Genomic DNA, 17,322 nt, shown 5'->3' on the forward strand with positions numbered 1-17,322 from the left:
AACACGTTAGACCGCTTCCACAAACGTAGACCGCGCTCGAGAAAAACCGCTTCCGCCTCAGCGCAGCGCCTCGAGATCGAACTCGAAGGCCGAGACCGGCACCTCGAGGTCGTGTTCGACGAGGACCTTCGGGTGGACCTCGCCGATGACGCCGGCTTCCTCGCCGTCGATGACCACGGCGGCGGTTCGACCCGAAATAAAGGTCGGATGGTCGGTCGGCGGTGTCTCGAGGTCGGCGTCGAAGTTGCGCGCGAGCGCCTGGAGGCGCGCTTTGGCGTCCTCGTAGCCCGTATCGTGGTGGGCGAGGACGGCCCCGACGCGCCGGCCCTCCGCGACGCCGGTGTTCTCCGAGTCGTCGATCTCGGCGGCGAAGCCGATTTCGGCGAGGTTCTGTGGGTACGCGCGGTGGGTGTTGCGCTCTAAGACCATCAGCAGCGAGGGCATGACCCACGTCCGGAGCATGGTGAAGTCCTCGCTGTAGGGCCCTTTGATCGTCGGCGGCTCGCCCGCGCCGTAGGCGTCCTCGCCCGGCGAGATATCGAGGCGGTCGTAGTTCTCCTCCTCGCTGATCATGTGGAAGTTCAGCAGGTCCTCGAAGCCCAGCCCGACGAGTCCCTCGCGGACCGCTCGCTCGAGCCGGGAGCGCTCGTGGCGGCCGCCGACGGTCCCCACGTCGGGGTAGCGCGGCTCAAGGTCGTTGAAGCCGTAGGCGCGCCCGAGGTCGTCGATGATATCGAGCGGGTGGAGGACGTCGACGCGGTACGGCGGGATCGTCACCTCGTAGACGAGATCCCCGTCCTCGGTTTCGTCGCGCTCGGCTTCGAGTCCCGAGCGCTCGGCGAGGTCGATCACGTCCTCGGGGTCGAGCCCGATGCCAAGGATGGTCTCGATGCGGTCGTGGGCGACCGTCTTCGTCTTCGTCGAGAGGTCTGGACGGACGAGTTCGCGGTCGGGATACTCTACCGTCACCTCCTCGATGGTGGCTCCCCGCGCAGCGAGCGCGTAGCAGACGATGTTCAGCATCTTGTCGATCGTCCACTGGTCGGTGCCGGTCATCTCGACGAACAGGTCTCTCGAGTCCGTCGAGACTTCGGTCCGGCGGCCGTTGATGACCGGCGGGAACGAGAACAGCCCGATATCGTCGTAGATCGCCGGATACCGCTCGTACTCGCTGACCAAGTCGGCGTAGGTCTGCCCCGTCTGGTGGTTCTCGAGCACCTCCGCGGGCGTCATCTCGGCGTCCGAATCGAGGGGAACGAACCGGTCCCCGTCAGGTTCGACACCGACGTACTCGATCGTCGGGTTCCCCTCGGTGGCGGGACTCCCTTTGAGCATCGTCAGGTCGTGGATCCCGATCGCGCCCTTCGCGCGCTTGCGCCCCATCGTCGCGTGGAGTTTCTCCTGCAGTTGGATGAGCGAGTCCAGCCCGTCCTCGTCCAGTTTCACGTCGCGGATCACCGCGCCCGTGACGTAGGGTCGTTCGTCGGGAACCGATTCGTCGACTGCGATGGTCCAGTCGGGCGAGTTCGGCGAGGGGACGTGGATCCCCCGCGCGTCGCCGTACTGGTAGCGCAGCGAGCGGGCGATCCCCTCCACGGAGAGTCGGTCGAGCCGGTCGGGCGCGAACTCGAGTTCGAACGTGCCCTCCTCGGTGCGGCCCTCGAACTCGAGGCCGAGGCCGAACAGGTCCTCCTTGAGGTCCTCGTCGCCTTTCTCGTCGTGGCCGGTCAGTTCGCGCAGTTCGTCGGGGTCGATGTCGACCGTGGGCATCAGTAAGTCACCTCCGTCTCGCGCAGCAGTTCCAGGTCACACAGCGTCCCGTGGATGTCCCGGATGTCCTCGAAGCCGTACATCAGCATGAGCAGGCGCTCTAAGGCGAGTCCCCAGGCCATCACGTCACAGTCCACTCCGAGGGGCTCGAGCATCTCCTCGCGGAAGATCCCCGAGTTGCCGATCTCGACGAGTTCGCCGGTCGTCGGGTGGGTGCCGAACAGCTCGAAACTGGGCTCCGTGTAGGGATTGTAGTGGGGCTTGAACTCGATGTCCGTGATGCCGAACTGGGCGTAGAACTCCTCGAAGGTGCCCATCAGGTCCCGAACCGAGAGGTCCTCGGCCATCACCCAGCCCTCGATCTGGAAGAACTCGAGCAAGTGGGTCGGATCGAGCGTATCGTTCCGATACACCTTCTCGACGCTGAAATAGCGCTGTGGTGGCTCGAGGTCGCCGATCTCCTCGCCGGAGAGGTATCGCGTCGACAGCGAGGTGGTGTGCCCGCGTAACGCGAGCGCCCGCGCGAAGTCTTCGTCCCACGGCGAGTGATACCCCTCGCCGTCCGGGCCGACGCCCTGCTTGTGGGCGCGCTCGACGCGCTCGACGAGGTCCTCCGGGAGGTCGTCGATGTGCGTGGGGTTCTCGAGGGCGAAGCGGTCCCAATGCGTGCGAGCGGGGTGGTCCTGGGGCATGAACAGGCAGTCGTTGATCCAGAAGTCCGCGTCGACGTGGGGGCCTTCCATCTCCTGAAAGCCCATCCCGACGAGGACGTCTTTGACCCGTTCTGCGGTCTGGCGCAGGATGTGGACCTTGCCGCCCTCGAAGCGCTCGGCGTCGGCCTCGACGTTGTACTCCGAGAACTCGACGTCCGCCCACTCGCCGCTGGTGAGTAGCTCCGGCGTCACTTGGCCGACCGTCTCGGCGGTCTCGATCCCCGCCATCAGCTCCGTGACGGCAGCCTCGGTCAGCGTCACCTCGCGGACCGTCGACTCGCGCCGGTCGAGCAGGCCACGCCGTTCCAGTTGCTCGAGGGTCCCGCCGTCCACGGCGACGCCATCGACCGGCGCGTCGTCCGCGTCGGCGAGGTCCTCGAGAGCGACTGCCTCCGCGTCGGCGTCGGGGTCCGCGTCGGGATCGGCGGTGAGTTCGCCGCTGTCGATGACGCCGTAGCCCTTCCGGGCGTAGTTCGAGAGCGCGATGTCGACCGCGCCGCCCTCGAGCCCCGATGCGCCGATGACCTGCCCCATCGAGACGGGATCGTCGTCGGCACCGGCCTCGAGAGCGGCCTCGTAGAGCCGGATCTCGGGTAGTCCCTCGTCGACGTAGTCGCGCCCCTCGTCGGTCAGGGCGACGGTTTCGTCGACGCGCTCACTGACGGCGACCAGTCCCTCGTCCTCGAGTTCGAAGACGGCCCCGGTGACAGTTTCCGGGGGGAGTTCGGTCGCCGCGGCGAGGGCGTCGACGGGCGTTGCCTCGTCCGCGTTCGCGGCCTCCAAGACCGCGACCTGTTGTTCGGAAAGTTGCATTCGCTTGTTCGTATGCCTGCGTGTCGGTCAGTTAGCGGTTCCGATACCGTCCGCGCGGTGTCCCGGCGGCGGTGTCGAACGGTCGGTTTCGCCGTGAACGCCCGATGTGGGCGTCGACGGATCCACCGGCCCGGCCTCACCGGGCGAAGAAGAAGCCGAATCCCGTCTGTCGGCGAGTTCCCTGTCTGGCGACACCTATCGCGTGGGATCCGGGTGCCATACATGCCGACTCTCGTCGATCGCTCAAAAACATTGCGTCCGGACAACTGGTGGTGGTTATGTGCTTAGGCAGTCACCCATAATTACATCGTGGTTCGATTTCTATGCATCAAACACGGGACGTCCACTAATCGGGCGATTCCGAAAGCTAACGAACTATGGAACGAAAAAATCACGCACTTTCCACCGAAAACACTACTGCGGCAGCTATCCACAACGCCCTGTTCGCGTTGCTCCCCTCGAGTGTGGAGCGATTTTTGGGCGCACTGATATACAGTTCGGCCTATCTGTCGCTGATCGCGATGGCCGAGGTGGTGATCGTTTCGGCGCTCCTCGCGCTGCCGCCGAGCCCGGCAGCCCTCGTCGTCGGACTGATCGTCTTCGCCATCTACGCCAACGATCGCCTCGCAGACGCCGACACCGACGCGGTCTCGAATCCGCGACAGGCGGCGTTCGTCAAACGACACCGCGACGTACTCTACGTACTGGCGTCGGTCGCGTACGGCCTCGCCGTTGCGCTCTCGGTACTCGGCGGTCCGATCGCACTCGCGATAACCCTGTTCCCGGGCGCGCTCTGGGTCTGTTATGCGACGGACTGGGTACCCGGCACCGGCGCACACGTCCGACGACTGAAAGACATTTTCCTCCTCAATACGACCGTGGTTGCGCTCGCGTGGGCCGTGACGCTGACGTTCCTGCCCCTCGCGTTCGCCGACGGCGCCGTCACGGAATCGGTGCTGATCGTCTTCTGCTACTTCTTCCTTCGTGTCTTTACGAACACGGAGATTCCGAACGTCCGCGACATCGAGGGCGACCGAGCCATCGGTGTGCTAACGATTCCGGTCGTGTTCGGCGTGGACCGAACGCGCCAGTTTCTCCTCGGCATCGATCTCTGTACGGGCGCACTCGTGGTGTTCGCGGCTCGCTCCGGCTATCTGGCTCCCGGACTGGGTCTCGCGTTGCTCGCCGGCATCGCCTACTCCGTCGGCGTCTCCTCGCTGATCGGCCGGTACGACAACGAGCGCCTGCTCGCGAGGATCGCCGAGTGTGAGTACATCGTCGTCTTCACCGCGCTCGTGATCGTTGTCCTGCTTTCCTGACTTAATAACCACAACAATTACATTTTCGATAGTACAGTTTCCCCGTATATTTAATACCTGCTGGGCTCATCCACACTATATCGGTGTTCGCTTCCACGATCCTGTCGGGAATATTACTTGCAACAATTGCCACTGGTGCGACCGCCGCACTGCTCTCCTGGCGAGAGCGACCCGAACCGGGTTCCGCTCCACTCGTCGTGATGCTCGCCGGCCAGTGCTGGTGGTCTGCCCTCCTCATCTTCGATCTCGAGGCGTCGACGCTCGGCGCGAAAGTGTTCTGGGCGAACCTCCGATGGATCGGCGTCGTCGCCGTTCCACTCGGCTGGATGCTCTTCTCGCTCGAGTACACCGGCCGAGACCAGTACGTTCGGCCGCGCTACGTCGCATTGTTTTCGGTCGTGCCGCTGCTCACCGTCGTCTTCGCGTTGACCGGCAATCCGCTGTTGTACACCGAGTCGGAACTCGTCCGAAAGGGGGGACTCCTGCTGTTGAGTCGGACGCCCGGCCCCTGGTTCTGGGTCATCACCGCGTACACGTATCTGCTGGGGCTGCTCGGGTCCGTTCCGTTGCTGGATCTGATCCGGAACGACTCGCTGCCGTTCAGGGGCCAGAGCGCGGCGCTGCTCGTCGGTATCCTGGCGCCGTGGGTCAGCAACATTTTCTTTCTCGCCGACGCCGTTCCGGTTCCGGGACTCGACCCCACGCCGGTCGCGTTCTCGATTTCCGGCGTCGCCTATCTGGGCGCGCTCACTCGCTTTCAACTGTTCGGCACGAGTCCGTCGCCGAACCCACGGGCGCGTCGGCTGCTGTTCGACCGGATGCCCGACGGTGCGATCGTGACCGACGGGCACAGGAACGTCGTCGAAATTAACGAAACCGGCGCGGAGCTCTTAGGAACCGAACGCCGTCGTGCGCTCGGCAGACCGCTTCGGGAACTCGTTCCCGACGACTCGCTCGTTCCATCGGGCGAGTCGGACCTGGACCACGGGCCGTTCAAGAGCCCCGATGACCAGCGGCTGTACGACGTGACCGGCACCGCCGTGACGGACATCCACGACCGAACGATCGGTCACGTCATCACGTTTCACGACATCAGCGAGCACGTCAGACAGCAACAGCGCCACGAGGTCCTGAACCGCGTCTTCCGTCACAACATCCGTACCGAAACCAACGTCATCAGCAGCTACGCCGAACTGCTCGCGGATACGGACACGCAGGGCGGTGCCGACGAGATCACCGAGAGCGCGCAACGGATCGAAGAACTGGCGAACAAAGCCCGCGAGATCATCGCGGTCTTCGAGCGGGCCCGAGAGTCGACCGAAGCCGTGGCGCTCGAGTCGCTTCTCGACGATAGCATCGAACCCGTTCGTGACGAGTACCCGGACGCGCGCATCGAGCGCGAGTCAGCTGACGGCCTCTACGTCGCCGGCGTCCTCGAGCCGGTCTTCGCGAACCTCGTCGAAAACGGCGTCGAGCACAACCCGGATCCGAATCCGACCGTCCGGATCCGCGTCGAGACCGACGACGACTGGGTCCGCGTCCGGATCGCGGACGACGGTCCCGGAATCGATGTCACCGAACGATCGACGCTGGAACGCGGCACCGAAACCCCGCTGGAACACGGGAGCGGGCTCGGCCTCTGGTTGGCCAAGTGGGGGGCCGAGATCGCCGACGGCTCGGTGGTTTTCGAAGCGAACGAACCGACCGGATCGGTCGTCACCGTCGAGGTGCCGCTGTTGTCCTCCGCCGACACCGAAGAGACGCGAACCGCGTCGGGCGAACTCGCGCCGTAACCTCGCGCGGGCTACCCGTTCGACACCCGCGTCGACTCGAGCGAGCCGGTATCGACCCACTCGAAGCCGGACCGCTCGGCGGCCGCCGTCGCGTCGGGGACCTCGACGGGACGACAGCCGTCGGCGAACTCGATGCGAACCTCGTCGGGTTCGGCGGCCGGCAGCGCCGGCAGAAAGTCGTCGTCGGCGAGGAGCCCTCGAACGGAGACGGCTCCGCCCGCGTCGAGGGCCGCCCCGAGCGCGCGGAACCGGTCGTCCTCGGACTGGCCCTCGAGGCCCGCCCCAAACGCGTCGTTCGCGACGCGCGCCGTCGGGCTGGATCCGGAGAGCGTGCCGAACTCGGGCTGTCGGTCCTCCTCGCTCGAGCCGAGAGGCGAGCGTTCGCGCTCCCGCTGGGGAGTACCGTCTTCGATCGGCGCCGTATCGTCGCCGTCCGTTCGCGAGACGGTCGGCGTTCCCCGCAGTTCGAAGCCGTCGTGCTCGGCCGCGGGGGACGATTTCGCCGGTGCGGTCCCCGGACCGTGCGAGACGCCATCTGGCTCCGATCCCGATTCGGGCCCCGCGGTCGGCTCGGCCTCGTCGATGAGCGACGCGACGGCCGCGCTCGATATCGATCGCTGGGGTGCCGGTTCGAGCGCCCACGGCGGCCACGGCTCCCCCTCGCTCGAGTCGCCCCCGCCCCGTCCGGACGGATCGTCGGTCGACGCCGCCCGGACGTACGCCTCGAGATCGTACTCGGGGAGCAGCGGTCGATCGACGGCCTCGATTCGGGGCCCGTAGCGGTCGCGGAGCCGCTCGAGTTCGCTCGTCTCGATCAGCGCGGCTCGCCAGCGGTCGACGCCCGACGAGAGGAGGACGAACCGCGCGTCGGTCGCCGCGAGTACGTCCTCGTTGATCGCCCACAGGACGGCGGGGAGGTTGTCGCTCCCGAGTGGCGTTTCGGGGTAGGAGATCGACGTTTCGAGCCGTCGCCCGCGGGGGTCGGTCGCAGTGAGTTCGACGCCGGTCCGCGTGTGCGTGACGGTGAGCGACCAGCCGATCGCCCCGAAAACGGCGACGAGTTCCGACTCAAGGTCGGCCGCCGAGTACCGGGCCGGACAGGCGAGACCGCGGTCGCTCCGCGTAATCGTCCGTCGCAGTACCGTCGTTCGGTCGACTCCCGCCGCGAGCGCCTCGGCGAGCGCTCCCTCGAGGGTATCGTCGTCGTGTTCGCGGCCGATATCCGCCGGCGTGACGCCGAACGCACCGAGGACGTCGGCAGGGACCAGCAGGTCGTCGGTCGATACGTGGCGGGAGGGGGCCATCGATACCTCCGGCTTCCACGAACGCCCGTATATATCTTCGTCAGACGCCAAAACGTATCTCCGGCCCCCCCTCGCAAAAACGGCGGTCCGAACGGACTCGCGCCCTCAGCGACGCCGCGGCGACTCGAGTTCGATATCCGTCCGCTCGAGCAGGTCTTCGACCTCTTCGCGTTTCTCCTGGTGTTCCTCGAGGAACTCCCGCATCAACTGCGCCGCTTGCTCCTTGCAGTCGCCACAGAGGCGCTCGCCGCCGACGCACTCGTCGTAGACGCGTTTCGCGAACTCGTCGTCGTCACCGGACAGCAGGTAGGCGTACAGTTCGTAGACGGGACACTCGTCGGCTCGGCCCCCCTTCTCGCGCTGTTCCTCGGCGGTCTCGCGGCCGCCGGTGGTCGCCGCCTTCACCTTGTCGTAGCCGTCCTCGGGGTCGTCCAGCAGCGAGATGTGGGAGGCCGGGATCGACGAGGACATCTTGCCGCCGGTCAGCCCGGTCATGAAGCGGTGGTAGATCGACGAGGGCGGTTGAAAGCCGTGGCCGCCGTTGTCGACTTCGATCTCGCGGGCGAGTTCCTCGGCTTCCTCGCGGTCGATCTCGAAGGCATCGACGTGACTCTCGTATACCCGCTTCTCGCCGTCGATGGCGTCGATCAGCGCGTCGAAGGCCTCGTCGGTCGCCCGCCGGTCGAAAAAGCGGGTGCGCGGCCGGACCGGCTCCATGCCGGCCTCCTCGAGTTTCGTCAGGACCGAACTCAGCGTGTCGGCGTCGACTGCGAGTTCGGACAGCGGCGTCTCCTCGATCGCCTCGGCGACGTGGACACAGCGGAGGCTGTCGTCGTCGAAGTCGGCGGGATCGAGCCGGTCGTAGAAGTCGGCGACCAGGTCGCGTTCCGCGGGCTCGAGTTCGAAGCTGGCGTACGCTTCGCTCACCTTGAAGAAGCGCATCCGCTCGGCGAGGTCGCGGGCCAGCCGGACGTGGGGGTCCTGGTCCGGGCCGACGGGGATGACCGTCGGTTTGGGCTCCTCGAGTTGCGGGTAGAGGATGTCGGCCATCTGGGTGACGACCGATTGCATGTGCGAGACGTCGGTCTCGCCGTCGAAGCCGTAGATCGCCTGAAGCTCCGAAAAGTTGGCCTCAGCGCCGAGTTCGAAGGCCAGATCCTGTAGCTCGCGGTTGGTCGACTGCCGATAGAGCGTCCCCTCCTCGGGATCGAAGCCGAGCGCGAGCAGGGACAGCAGGTAGTCTCGGGAGTGTTCGTCGATCTCTTCCCACGACATCCCGCGTGCGGAGTTGGCCTCGAGGTCGGCGATCAGCGCGTAGGCGTCCGCTCCCTGCTGTTGGTGCCAGATGATCTCGTCGAAGACCAGCTTGTGGCCGATGTGTGGGTCGCCGGTGGGCATAAAGCCCGAGAGGACGGCCGCGGGCTCGTCGTTTCGCAGCGCCTCGGCGACCGGTCGGTAGTCGCGGTGGCCGAAGATGACGCCACGGCGCATCAGGTAGTGAGGGTTTGGCACCTCCTCTAAGACCTCGTCGAACTCCTCGATGCCGAACTCCTCGAACAACTTGCGGTAGTCGGAGACGGACGAGGAACCCCAGGGGTCCAGCGCGACATCGTCTGCGCCTGCAGCGCCGCCATCTGGCAGCGGTTCCCCGGTCGTCGGTTCCCCTGACTCGGACTCCTCGAGTGGGTCGTCTCCGGTCATTAGCTGTCCCTTGCCGCGCCAGCGCGCAAAAGCCTTCGGCTTCGCCGCCGCCGAAATCTTCGGTCCGCGAGCGTTGATATCCCGCCGGCGCGTACCGAGGGGCGATGTACGTCGAACTGTTCGGGAGCGAACTGACGATCGACGAATCGCGGATCGACGCCGATTCGGAGACGATTCGCGAGCAAATAGGGGAGTACGAGACCGGCGAGCGGCGGGCGTTCGACCTCGAGATCGCGTACCCCGACGGCTTCACGGGAGCCGTCATGCGGGCGATGACGGAGATTCCGGCTGGCGAGACGCGAACGTACGGCGAGATCGCGAGGACCCTCGAGAGCGCGCCGGTCGCGGTCGGACAGGCCTGCGGCCGCAACCCGGTCCCGTTGATCGTCCCCTGTCACCGGATCGTCGGCGTCGACTCCCTCGTCGGCTACGGCGGCGGGCTCGAGCTGAAACGGCAGTTGCTTGAGCACGAGGGCGCGGCGATTCCCGGCGAGCCGTAGCAGGTCGCTGCCCGAACGGTCTCCGCGCCGTACCTGTTATATTCCGTCCGGCTGATACAGCGAGCATGACCGGGTTTCCCATCCTGACGGACGGCGACGTATACTCCCAGTTCGACTACGAGCAGGTCGTCGACGCCATGCGGGCGGCGTTCGCCGAACGAGCCGCGGGCACGCTCGAGGCCCCGCCGCGTTGGCGGGTCGACGCCGGCGAGGGGGACATCGTATTCACCGCCGGCTCCGCGACCGGGCCGGCGAACGCGACCGGCTTCCGCGTCTACACGACGCATTCCGGATCCGACGACGGGCTCACTGAGCTCGTGGCGGTCTTCGATGCGACGACCGGCGCGTTCGAGGGCCTCATCGCGGGTTACGCCGTCGGCGGCCTCCGAACCGGCGGCATCGGCGGCGTCGCGATCGACACGCTCGCTCGCGAGGACAGCGAGACGCTCGGCGTGCTCGGGACGGGCTTTCAGGCTCGAGCGCAGGTCGGCGCGGCGTGTGCGGCCCGCGACTTCGCGGAGGTGCTGGTCCACAGCCCGACCGCGGAGAGCCGCGAGTCGTTCGCCGAGACGGCGGACGGCGAGGTCGAGCCGCCCGTCCGCGCGGTCGATGACCCCGAACCGGTCGTTCGCGAAGCCGACGCGCTCGTCTGTGCGACGAACAGCGAGGAACCGGTTTTCGACCCCGACTGGCTCGAGGACGGCACTCACGTCACGACGATCGGCCCGCGATTCGAGGACGCTCACGAACTCCCGCTCGAAGTCGTCGGCCGCGCCGATGTGATCGCGACCGACTCGCTCCCGCAGGTCGACGCCTACGACCGGCCGTACGTGGCCTCCGGCGCGGACCGCGAGCGGATGGTCGAACTCGCCGCGGTGCTCGAGGACTCCGACCACGGCCGGCAGCACACCGATGATGTCACGCTGTTTTGCTCGGTCGGGCTGGCCGGAACAGAGGTCGTGCTCGGACGCGAGTTCCTCGAGCGGTTCGCGTGATCACGTAACTGGGCAGCACGACGGGAGCGCCCGATTCACGCCGATCGATCCGCTATCGCCCGTAACTCCTCGAGTCGGTCGACCGGCGCGATAGCGGCGAGGACGACCGCCGCGAAGACGGACTCCGCGTCCGGCTGGGGGACGTGGCCGCCGAGCGTTCGTGCCCCGTCGGTGGCGTCTTCGAGCGTGCGCCGTCCGTCGGCGATCGCCTGCCGGTCGAGCCAGGCCGGCGGGCCGCCGACGAGCAGCATGGCCCGCTCGGCGGCCTCGGGTTCGCACTCGAGCGTGAGCTTGCCGTGGATTCCCTTCCGAACGACGGTCTCGACGGCGCTGACCGCGCTGGTCCGGTCGACGGTCTCCTCCGTCGAAAACAGTCCCAGCCCGAAGCGCGAGCCGCCGGTGTCGACGTCCTGCTCGGCGTACCCGATCGTCACGATGTCTGTCGTGCTCCCCACGACGCGGCCGATGTCGTCCGCGTCGATGCCCCGTTCGCCGCCCTCGTCGCTCGGTTCGGTGGCGCCGAAGACGGCCGCGATCCGCGTCGCCAGTTCCCGGTTGCACCGATCGCGGCCCTCGGCGAGGCGCTCGCCGGTGCGGAGCCACCGCTCGTTGTCGAAACAGAGGACGGCGTCGGCGCGTCCGTCGAGTCGCTCGAGCGCGTCGACGGCGTTGGCCGGAGCGTGCGGTCGCGGTGGCGTTGCCGGCGCGTCGGGGTCGACGGCGGGTCCGGCTGCTTGCGGTCGGCGATCGGTCCCGCCGGGACCGCCGTCGGACCCGAACTCGCCGTCTGCCGGGAGCGTCCCGAGGACGTACACCGGCGCGTCGTACCGTCGTTGCAGCGTCGCGACCAGCGGGGGGACCGTTCCGCCGCCGGTCGCCCCGCCGAGGCCGACCGCGACGAGGATCGCGTCCGCGGCCGCCGGTGTTCCCCGATCCAGCACGTCGACGAGTTCGTCGGCGCGCTCTCGTCCGAGCTCGAGGCCGCGTTCTAGGTCGTCGTCGAGGTCGATATCGCCATCCGGTCCGTACCGATATCGGTGGGACTCCGATACGTCGGTGAGTGCCGCCAGCGCGTCGCCGTCGGTATCGAACGCGAAGACGTCGGAAACGAACGAGTCGGCCGCGGGCCCCGTGGTCCCGACCGCCGACGCGATCCGACAGCCCGCGCCCCCGACGCCGATCACCGCGAGTTGCATACCCCCATGCTCTCGCCTCGCCCCTTTTGTGTTTCCCTCGCAGAGAAGGATTCTAGTCGGCGGCGGGACGCATTTTCGGGGAGACGCATCGTGTCAGGGCGTCAGCCGCTCGAGCGACCACCACTCGATTCCACCGGCCGCGCCGCTAGTATCGTCGCTCACGAGCGCGAACACCATCGTCTTCCGGACGCCGTGGGCGAGCCGCACGTCGAGCGCGAGGTCGCGCGGCTCGAAGACGTACTTGGCTGGGTGGACGCGAACGAGCAGTTCGGAGTGCCCGAGGTCGTCGACGGACTCCACGTCGGCATACGTTCGGAAGTCGGCGCCGAACTTGTACCCCGTCTTGGGGACGACGCCGCGCTCGCGGAGTTCGGTATAGACCGTCAGTCGCCGCTCGAACCGCTCGCCCTCGACCTCTCGGCCCCGCTCGCGGACCGTTTCGGCTTCGAGCGCGAGCGCCCCTCGCTCGGCGAGGTAGGCCGCCTCGAGCAGGGAACACTGGAGCGTCGGCTCGTCGTACTCCCGCCCCTCGAGGGGCTGGCCGTAGAACGATTCCTCGTAGAGTTCGAGCGGGGGCTCCCAGACGACGACCCGATCGGCCAGCAGATCGGCCTCGCAGTGCTCGGGGAGCCCGCCCTCGCGTCTCGAGGTGCCCGTCGGGTCCCGCCGTTTCACTTCGAAGTAGGTAATCTCGCTCTCCTCGTCGACGACCGCGAGCACGCCCTCGCGGAGTTCGGCGGCCGGCACGTCGGTCCGCTCGCCGATCACTCGCAGCGCGTAGGCGATCTCACCGTCGCCGGGCCCTTTCCCGCGCGGGAACACCGCGAAGTCGGCCTCGCCGCCCGGCGGCTCCGAGAGCCACGGCTCGGCGGCCGGCGAGAGGTAGAAGCCGCGCTCGCGCAGGTCCGCGTAAACCAGAAACCGCACGCCGAAGCGCTCGCCCGGCTCGCGGGCCACGAACTCCCGGAACTCGAGGCGGTCGCCGTCGCTGCCGACGACCGCCTCGAGGTCCCCCCGATACAGCAGGTGGGCCGCCTCGACGGGCGCGAGGGCGATCTCGTTGCCGGAGAGCGGGTAGCCGTAGCCCCGCGAATCGTGATACCGCTGGCGCGCGTCGCCGCCCACGCGGACGACGCCGTCGTCGAACCGCCCCTCGAGTGCCATAGCCGGCTGTTGGCCGGCCGTGACTAAGTGGCTGCGGATCGATCCTCCTTCACTGATTGTGAGCGAGAGGTTGCTTCAGATTCGACTGCTACGAAAGCCCCTGCCTCGCTCCGGTCGCAGGACTCGCTGTGGTCCTCGCCTCACTTCGTTCGGCTGCGGTCCTTGCGTCGTCCGGCTTCCCGGAGCGAGGCAGCCCCTTTCAGTCCCACCCACCGCAGCGGCTGGTCGGGCGGCTATCGCGTGGTGACTGGTCTGACGGCTGTTGCGTGGTGGTCGCTCGGCCTCGAGCGAACCGTCAGTCGTCGGCCGCGGGGTCGGCCTTGAGCGCTCCCGCTCCCTCGAGCGCGCGGTCACAGGTCGCGTCGAGACAGCGGATGCCGCTTCCGGTTTCGAAGGTCGGCAGGCCACAGTCGCACTCGCCGTCGACGACGCCGGCCGGGACGGCGAAGCCGGCCTCGCAGTGGGGGTAGTGTTCGCAGCCGGCGATGAGGCCGCCGCGCCGAAGGATTCGGAGGTCGCCGTCACAGTCCGGTTCGGGGCAGTCCCACTCGCGGTCGAAGGCCTGTTTGACCGCCGCGTCGAGGGACTCACAGGCTCGGTCGAGGCAGACGTTGAAGGCGAGGCCGCGTTCGACGCGCATTTTCGGGAGCCCGCAGTCGCACGCACAGTGGTCGTCGCGGATCGTCGCATCCGCCGGGATACCGTAGCGGTCGCCACAGGCGACACAGTGAACGCCGCTCGAGCGAACGAGCGCGCCGCCGCAGTCCGGGCAGTCGCCGACGGGCGTGCCGGCCGCGGAGGTGGGGTAGTGAGCGAAGCCGTCCTGCTCGTGGGCGGCGATCCGCAGCGTCTGGGTGTCCTTTTTTGCGACGAGGGTGAAATCGCCCGTGCGGTCGCTCGAGACGCTGTCGGCGCGGGTGAGCCACGCGACGGGCTGATAGCCGTCGGTGTCGTGGACCAACACGGTGTTGTCGGGTTTGACGATCGTCGTCACTCGGCCGCGGTACTCCGCTCGCTCGCTGTTCTCGGCGATGACGGTACAGTCGCCCGCCAGCACGCGAATCGCGTCGTCGATCATAGGGTCGTTGGCCGCGGTTTCGTATTTAAATCCACGGCCGTCCGACGGTGCCCCGCCGCGCCTGTCGTTCGACGCGATCAGTCGATGGCGATGTAGGTTCGCGTCGTCCCGACGCCCTCGAGCGGCCGGATCGCCGACGTCATCGTCTCGAGCACGTCGTGGGGCGTCTCGCCTTCTAGTTCGATCATTACGTCGAAGTCGCCCGCGATGACGTGCACGTCGACGACGCTCTCGATGTCTGCGAGGGCGTCGCATACCGATTCGGCCGTATCGGTCGCGGTATCGACCGTCGCATACGCGTAGACCATTTCGCGAGGCTTCGACACCGAGTGGCAAAAAACGAGAGTGCGCCTTTCCCGGTCGATGCGAACGCGTGGTCCCGGCCACCGGCCGCGCCGGAGGTGCTGTCCTCCTATTCGGCAGTGGAATCCGACTCGGTACCGCCGCTGCTCGATCCCGTTGCCGTCCCGTTCTCTGCGCTCGCAGCGGGACCGCCGCGCCGATTCTCGCCAGCGACCGGATCTCCGGGCTCGCGGTCGCTTCCGAACGACCGGCCGACATCGTCGCCGGCGACCGAACGAGCGATCGCCGCGGTCTCCGGACCGCCGAGCCCTCCGGCGCGGTCGCGCAGCGATCGGATCGACTCGAGATCGACGCCGCGGTCGGCCAGCGCGCGCTCGGGCAACTCGGCTGCAGTGCGCTCGAGCGCCGCGGCCTGGCGCTCGACGGCCCCGATCCGTGCGACGGTCGTCGCGACCTCCGCGCGATAGCGGTCCTCGCCGAGCTCGCCGGCCGCCCGCGATTCGTTCAGCGATTCCAGTCTCGCTTCGAGGCGCTCGAGGCGCGCGCTGGTCGCCGCGAGTTGGTCGTCGACGATGGCCGCTTTCGTCTCGTTCGTCTCCGCGTTCGCGATTCTGACGCTGTACGTCCGTTCCGAGAGCTCGCCGCCGACGTCGGCGTTCTGGACGCCGACCGCGGCGGCGAACTGGGCGCCGGGCTCGATCGAGTCGTTCCCCGCGGCGTCGGCATCCGACTGCGCGGTTCCGTTCGAGACGACGCTCGCCGCGGCGAGGGGGACCGCGACCGCTGCGGCGACGAGTAGCGCTGCCAGCGTGATCGTCGTGGTTCGGTTCATTGGATATCGTATTCGGTCGGTGTTGTATACTCGAGGCGATGACTTGGCTTCAGCGACGGTCAACGCCGTTTAACGCCGTTTTCGATTCGTTGCCGTCTGTCGATTTCGTCGGTTTGGTCCCGTCTAGCTCGTCGCGTCTGCGCGTTCGCGTCATTCCGTTCGTTCGCTACCGGCATCCGCGCAGGTATCCGCGACGAGGTCCTCGTCCGCGTCGGGCAGCGAGAGGACGTTTTCGCGCCCCAGTCGGAACGACTCGAGCCGTCCCTCCTCGCGGAGCCCGCTGACGACCTTGCTCGTCTTCGCGTCGGTCCAGTCGAGTTCATCGACGACCGCCTGCTGTTTCATCCGGCCGCCGCGCTCCCTGACGAGGCGGAGGACCTGCTCTTCGTTACTGAGCAGTTCCGGATCCGGAGCGCCGGTTGCGTCGGCGTCCGACCCCTCGGCACCCGCCGTCGTCGACGGCGGGGATTCGGGCTCGGGCCGATCGGATCGAGTCGACTCGCTGTCGGAGGCCGAGCCGGGATCGGCCTCCTCGCCGTCGGATCGCTCCGTACGACGCGTGTAGTACCACCAGCCGGCGGCCCCGCCGAGCACGGCGGCCGCGATCGCTGCGAACACCGCCGCCGGCGGCCCCGATCCCGCAGCGGTAACGACGACGCGGGGCTCCCCGGAGACGAAGTCGGTCTGGCCGCCGCGCCAGAGCACGGCTCCGTCGCGTTCCTCGTCCGGCTCCGGCGCGACCGACGCTCGCTCGTAGCCCTCGGGCCACGCGATCAACAGCCGCGTCCCGTCGTCGAGGTAGAGCCCCTCGAGCGCGTCGCCCGCGCGCAGTTCGTCGCCCTCGACGGCGGCGAAGCCGCGCCAGCGGAAGGTGTACCTGACGACGCCGTACTCGCGCGCGAACGACTGTCGATCCGTCTCCACCGCGAAGCCGTCGGCGGCCATCTTGCGGCCCGTCGCGTTGCTCGCCGTCGAAACCGTGTCACGCATTCGGTCGGCGAACGTCTGCGTGTGATTGGCCGGATCGTCCCGGATGTCGTCTCGCAGCGACTCGAACGCCGCCGTGCTCTCGTTGTCGTCTAAACGCATCCAGAACTCGATCGTCCACTCGGCGGTCCCGTTCGGCCGGAGCGCGACGTTCATTCGAACCTCGTCCGCGTCGATCTGATCCTGTTGGAGCGCGAACGGAGACGCCCTCGTGTGGTCGGAGTCGACGGGGGACGCACCGGTCGCGGCCGCGATCGGGCCGACGCTGACGAGCAGCGCCGCGACCACTGCGACCGTTACGCCGACGCGAACGTTCATATCGCTCGATGCTCGTGCCGTCGCTTAAACCACACGAAACGCTCGATTCGTGGACGTTCGTTGTCAGTAGCGGTCGACCTGCGGCCGGTCGAAAAATTCGGTTTGCAGCGCGAGAAGCGTAACGGAGGGCTTGAGTCAGAAGCGTCAGCGGGACTGTGTCAGGCTCCCGGCACGCCGAGTGCCGAGACCGAGCCGATACCGACCAGTTCGAGAGCGGCGAGGGCGACGACCGCGGCCGCCCAGGCGGCGACACCGACCGCCGCGGACCGCGGCCAGCCGAGCCGGTAGCGCCACTTGAGGACCGCGACCCACGCGACGATCGCCAGCACTCCGCCGAGCAGCGGTATCGGCTCGAGGAGCGCCCAGACCAGCGCGCCACACAGCGCGGTCAGGACCGCGTGGGCGTAGTCGCGGGCGTCGGCGACGACGTGCGTGCCGGCGTGGACGGCGGCGCCGCCGATCAGCAGGCTCACGGCGAACGCCAGCAGTCGGTCTTCGAGGCCGATCGGCGTCGGCGGAGCGGGTGCGGGCATGGG

The 17,322-nt window shown here is 67.8% G+C and carries 15 protein-coding genes; 4 read left to right on the top strand and 11 right to left on the bottom strand.

From position 1 onward, the window contains the following. Positions 1 to 57: 57 nt before the first annotated feature. Positions 58 to 1,770, bottom strand: coding sequence for a phenylalanine--tRNA ligase subunit beta (gene pheT, locus NKH51_RS15610; RefSeq protein WP_254762596.1), 1,713 nt, complete (start codon positions 1,768 to 1,770; stop codon positions 58 to 60). Continuing rightward, on the bottom strand, positions 1,770 to 3,296 hold the full coding sequence (pheS, locus tag NKH51_RS15615; protein WP_254762597.1) for a phenylalanine--tRNA ligase subunit alpha: 1,527 nt from the start codon (positions 3,294 to 3,296) through the stop codon (positions 1,770 to 1,772). The genes pheT and pheS overlap by 1 nt, the downstream gene beginning before the upstream one ends. Positions 3,297 to 3,673: 377 nt before the next feature. Between pheS and NKH51_RS15620 the strand changes: the two genes are divergently transcribed. Together NKH51_RS15620 and NKH51_RS15625 are read left to right on the top strand one after the other, a co-directional pair. Then, positions 3,674 to 4,615, top strand: a complete 942-nt coding sequence (locus NKH51_RS15620) for a UbiA family prenyltransferase (protein ID WP_254762598.1) — start codon at positions 3,674 to 3,676, stop codon at positions 4,613 to 4,615. Positions 4,616 to 4,740: 125 nt separating this feature from the next. Then, positions 4,741 to 6,408, top strand: a complete 1,668-nt coding sequence (locus NKH51_RS15625; RefSeq protein WP_345779986.1) for a histidine kinase N-terminal 7TM domain-containing protein — start codon at positions 4,741 to 4,743, stop codon at positions 6,406 to 6,408. Positions 6,409 to 6,419: 11 nt separating this feature from the next. Here the strand turns inward: NKH51_RS15625 and NKH51_RS15630 are convergent, their stop codons facing one another. Together NKH51_RS15630 and NKH51_RS15635 are read right to left on the bottom strand one after the other, a co-directional pair. Further along, the gene (locus NKH51_RS15630) at positions 6,420 to 7,712 is read right to left on the bottom strand and encodes an ICP22 family protein (RefSeq protein ID WP_254762600.1); all 1,293 of its coding nucleotides are present in this window, start codon (positions 7,710 to 7,712) and stop codon (positions 6,420 to 6,422) included. Between the two features lie 105 nt (positions 7,713 to 7,817). After that, positions 7,818 to 9,413 carry a tryptophan--tRNA ligase gene (locus NKH51_RS15635; RefSeq protein WP_254762601.1) on the bottom strand — a complete coding sequence of 532 codons (1,596 nt, stop codon included), beginning with the start codon at positions 9,411 to 9,413 and terminating at the stop codon, positions 7,818 to 7,820. 104 nt (positions 9,414 to 9,517) lie between these two features. On the opposite strand from NKH51_RS15635, the gene NKH51_RS15640 reads away from it, so the two are divergent. Further along, the gene (locus NKH51_RS15640; RefSeq protein WP_254762602.1) at positions 9,518 to 9,913 is read left to right on the top strand and encodes a methylated-DNA--[protein]-cysteine S-methyltransferase; all 396 of its coding nucleotides are present in this window, start codon (positions 9,518 to 9,520) and stop codon (positions 9,911 to 9,913) included. 65 nt (positions 9,914 to 9,978) lie between these two features. Beyond that, on the top strand, positions 9,979 to 10,908 hold the full coding sequence (locus tag NKH51_RS15645; RefSeq protein ID WP_254762603.1) for an ornithine cyclodeaminase family protein: 930 nt from the start codon (positions 9,979 to 9,981) through the stop codon (positions 10,906 to 10,908). Between the two features lie 35 nt (positions 10,909 to 10,943). On the opposite strand, the gene NKH51_RS15650 is transcribed toward NKH51_RS15645, so the two are convergent. The 7 genes from NKH51_RS15650 to NKH51_RS15680 all read right to left on the bottom strand — a co-directional run bounded on the left by NKH51_RS15650 (position 10,944) and on the right by NKH51_RS15680 (position 17,319). After that, positions 10,944 to 12,104: an FtsZ/tubulin family protein gene (locus NKH51_RS15650; RefSeq protein ID WP_254762604.1), complete on the bottom strand. Its 1,161-nt coding sequence runs from the start codon at positions 12,102 to 12,104 to the stop codon at positions 10,944 to 10,946. Between the two features lie 93 nt (positions 12,105 to 12,197). Further along, positions 12,198 to 13,268, bottom strand: coding sequence for a tRNA-intron lyase (gene endA / locus NKH51_RS15655; protein WP_254762605.1), 1,071 nt, complete (start codon positions 13,266 to 13,268; stop codon positions 12,198 to 12,200). 295 nt (positions 13,269 to 13,563) lie between these two features. After that, on the bottom strand, positions 13,564 to 14,346 hold the full coding sequence (locus NKH51_RS15660; protein ID WP_254762606.1) for an endonuclease NucS domain-containing protein: 783 nt from the start codon (positions 14,344 to 14,346) through the stop codon (positions 13,564 to 13,566). Positions 14,347 to 14,423: 77 nt separating this feature from the next. Then, the gene (locus NKH51_RS15665) at positions 14,424 to 14,654 is read right to left on the bottom strand and encodes an Lrp/AsnC ligand binding domain-containing protein (RefSeq protein ID WP_254762607.1); all 231 of its coding nucleotides are present in this window, start codon (positions 14,652 to 14,654) and stop codon (positions 14,424 to 14,426) included. A 104-nt stretch (positions 14,655 to 14,758) separates the two neighbouring features. Then, a complete protein-coding gene (locus NKH51_RS15670) occupies positions 14,759 to 15,481 on the bottom strand; it encodes a hypothetical protein (protein WP_254762608.1) in 723 nt (240 codons plus the stop codon). A gap of 150 nt (positions 15,482 to 15,631) precedes the next feature. Then, complete coding sequence (locus NKH51_RS15675; RefSeq protein ID WP_254762609.1) at positions 15,632 to 16,786, bottom strand: helix-turn-helix transcriptional regulator; 1,155 nt, start codon at positions 16,784 to 16,786, stop codon at positions 15,632 to 15,634. 158 nt (positions 16,787 to 16,944) lie between these two features. Next, a complete protein-coding gene (locus tag NKH51_RS15680) occupies positions 16,945 to 17,319 on the bottom strand; it encodes a hypothetical protein (RefSeq protein ID WP_254762610.1) in 375 nt (124 codons plus the stop codon). Between the last annotated feature and the right edge of the window lie 3 nt (positions 17,320 to 17,322).

Source organism: Natrinema marinum, from assembly GCF_024296685.1.
Taxonomy (GTDB): Archaea; Halobacteriota; Halobacteria; order Halobacteriales; family Natrialbaceae; genus Natrinema; species Natrinema marinum.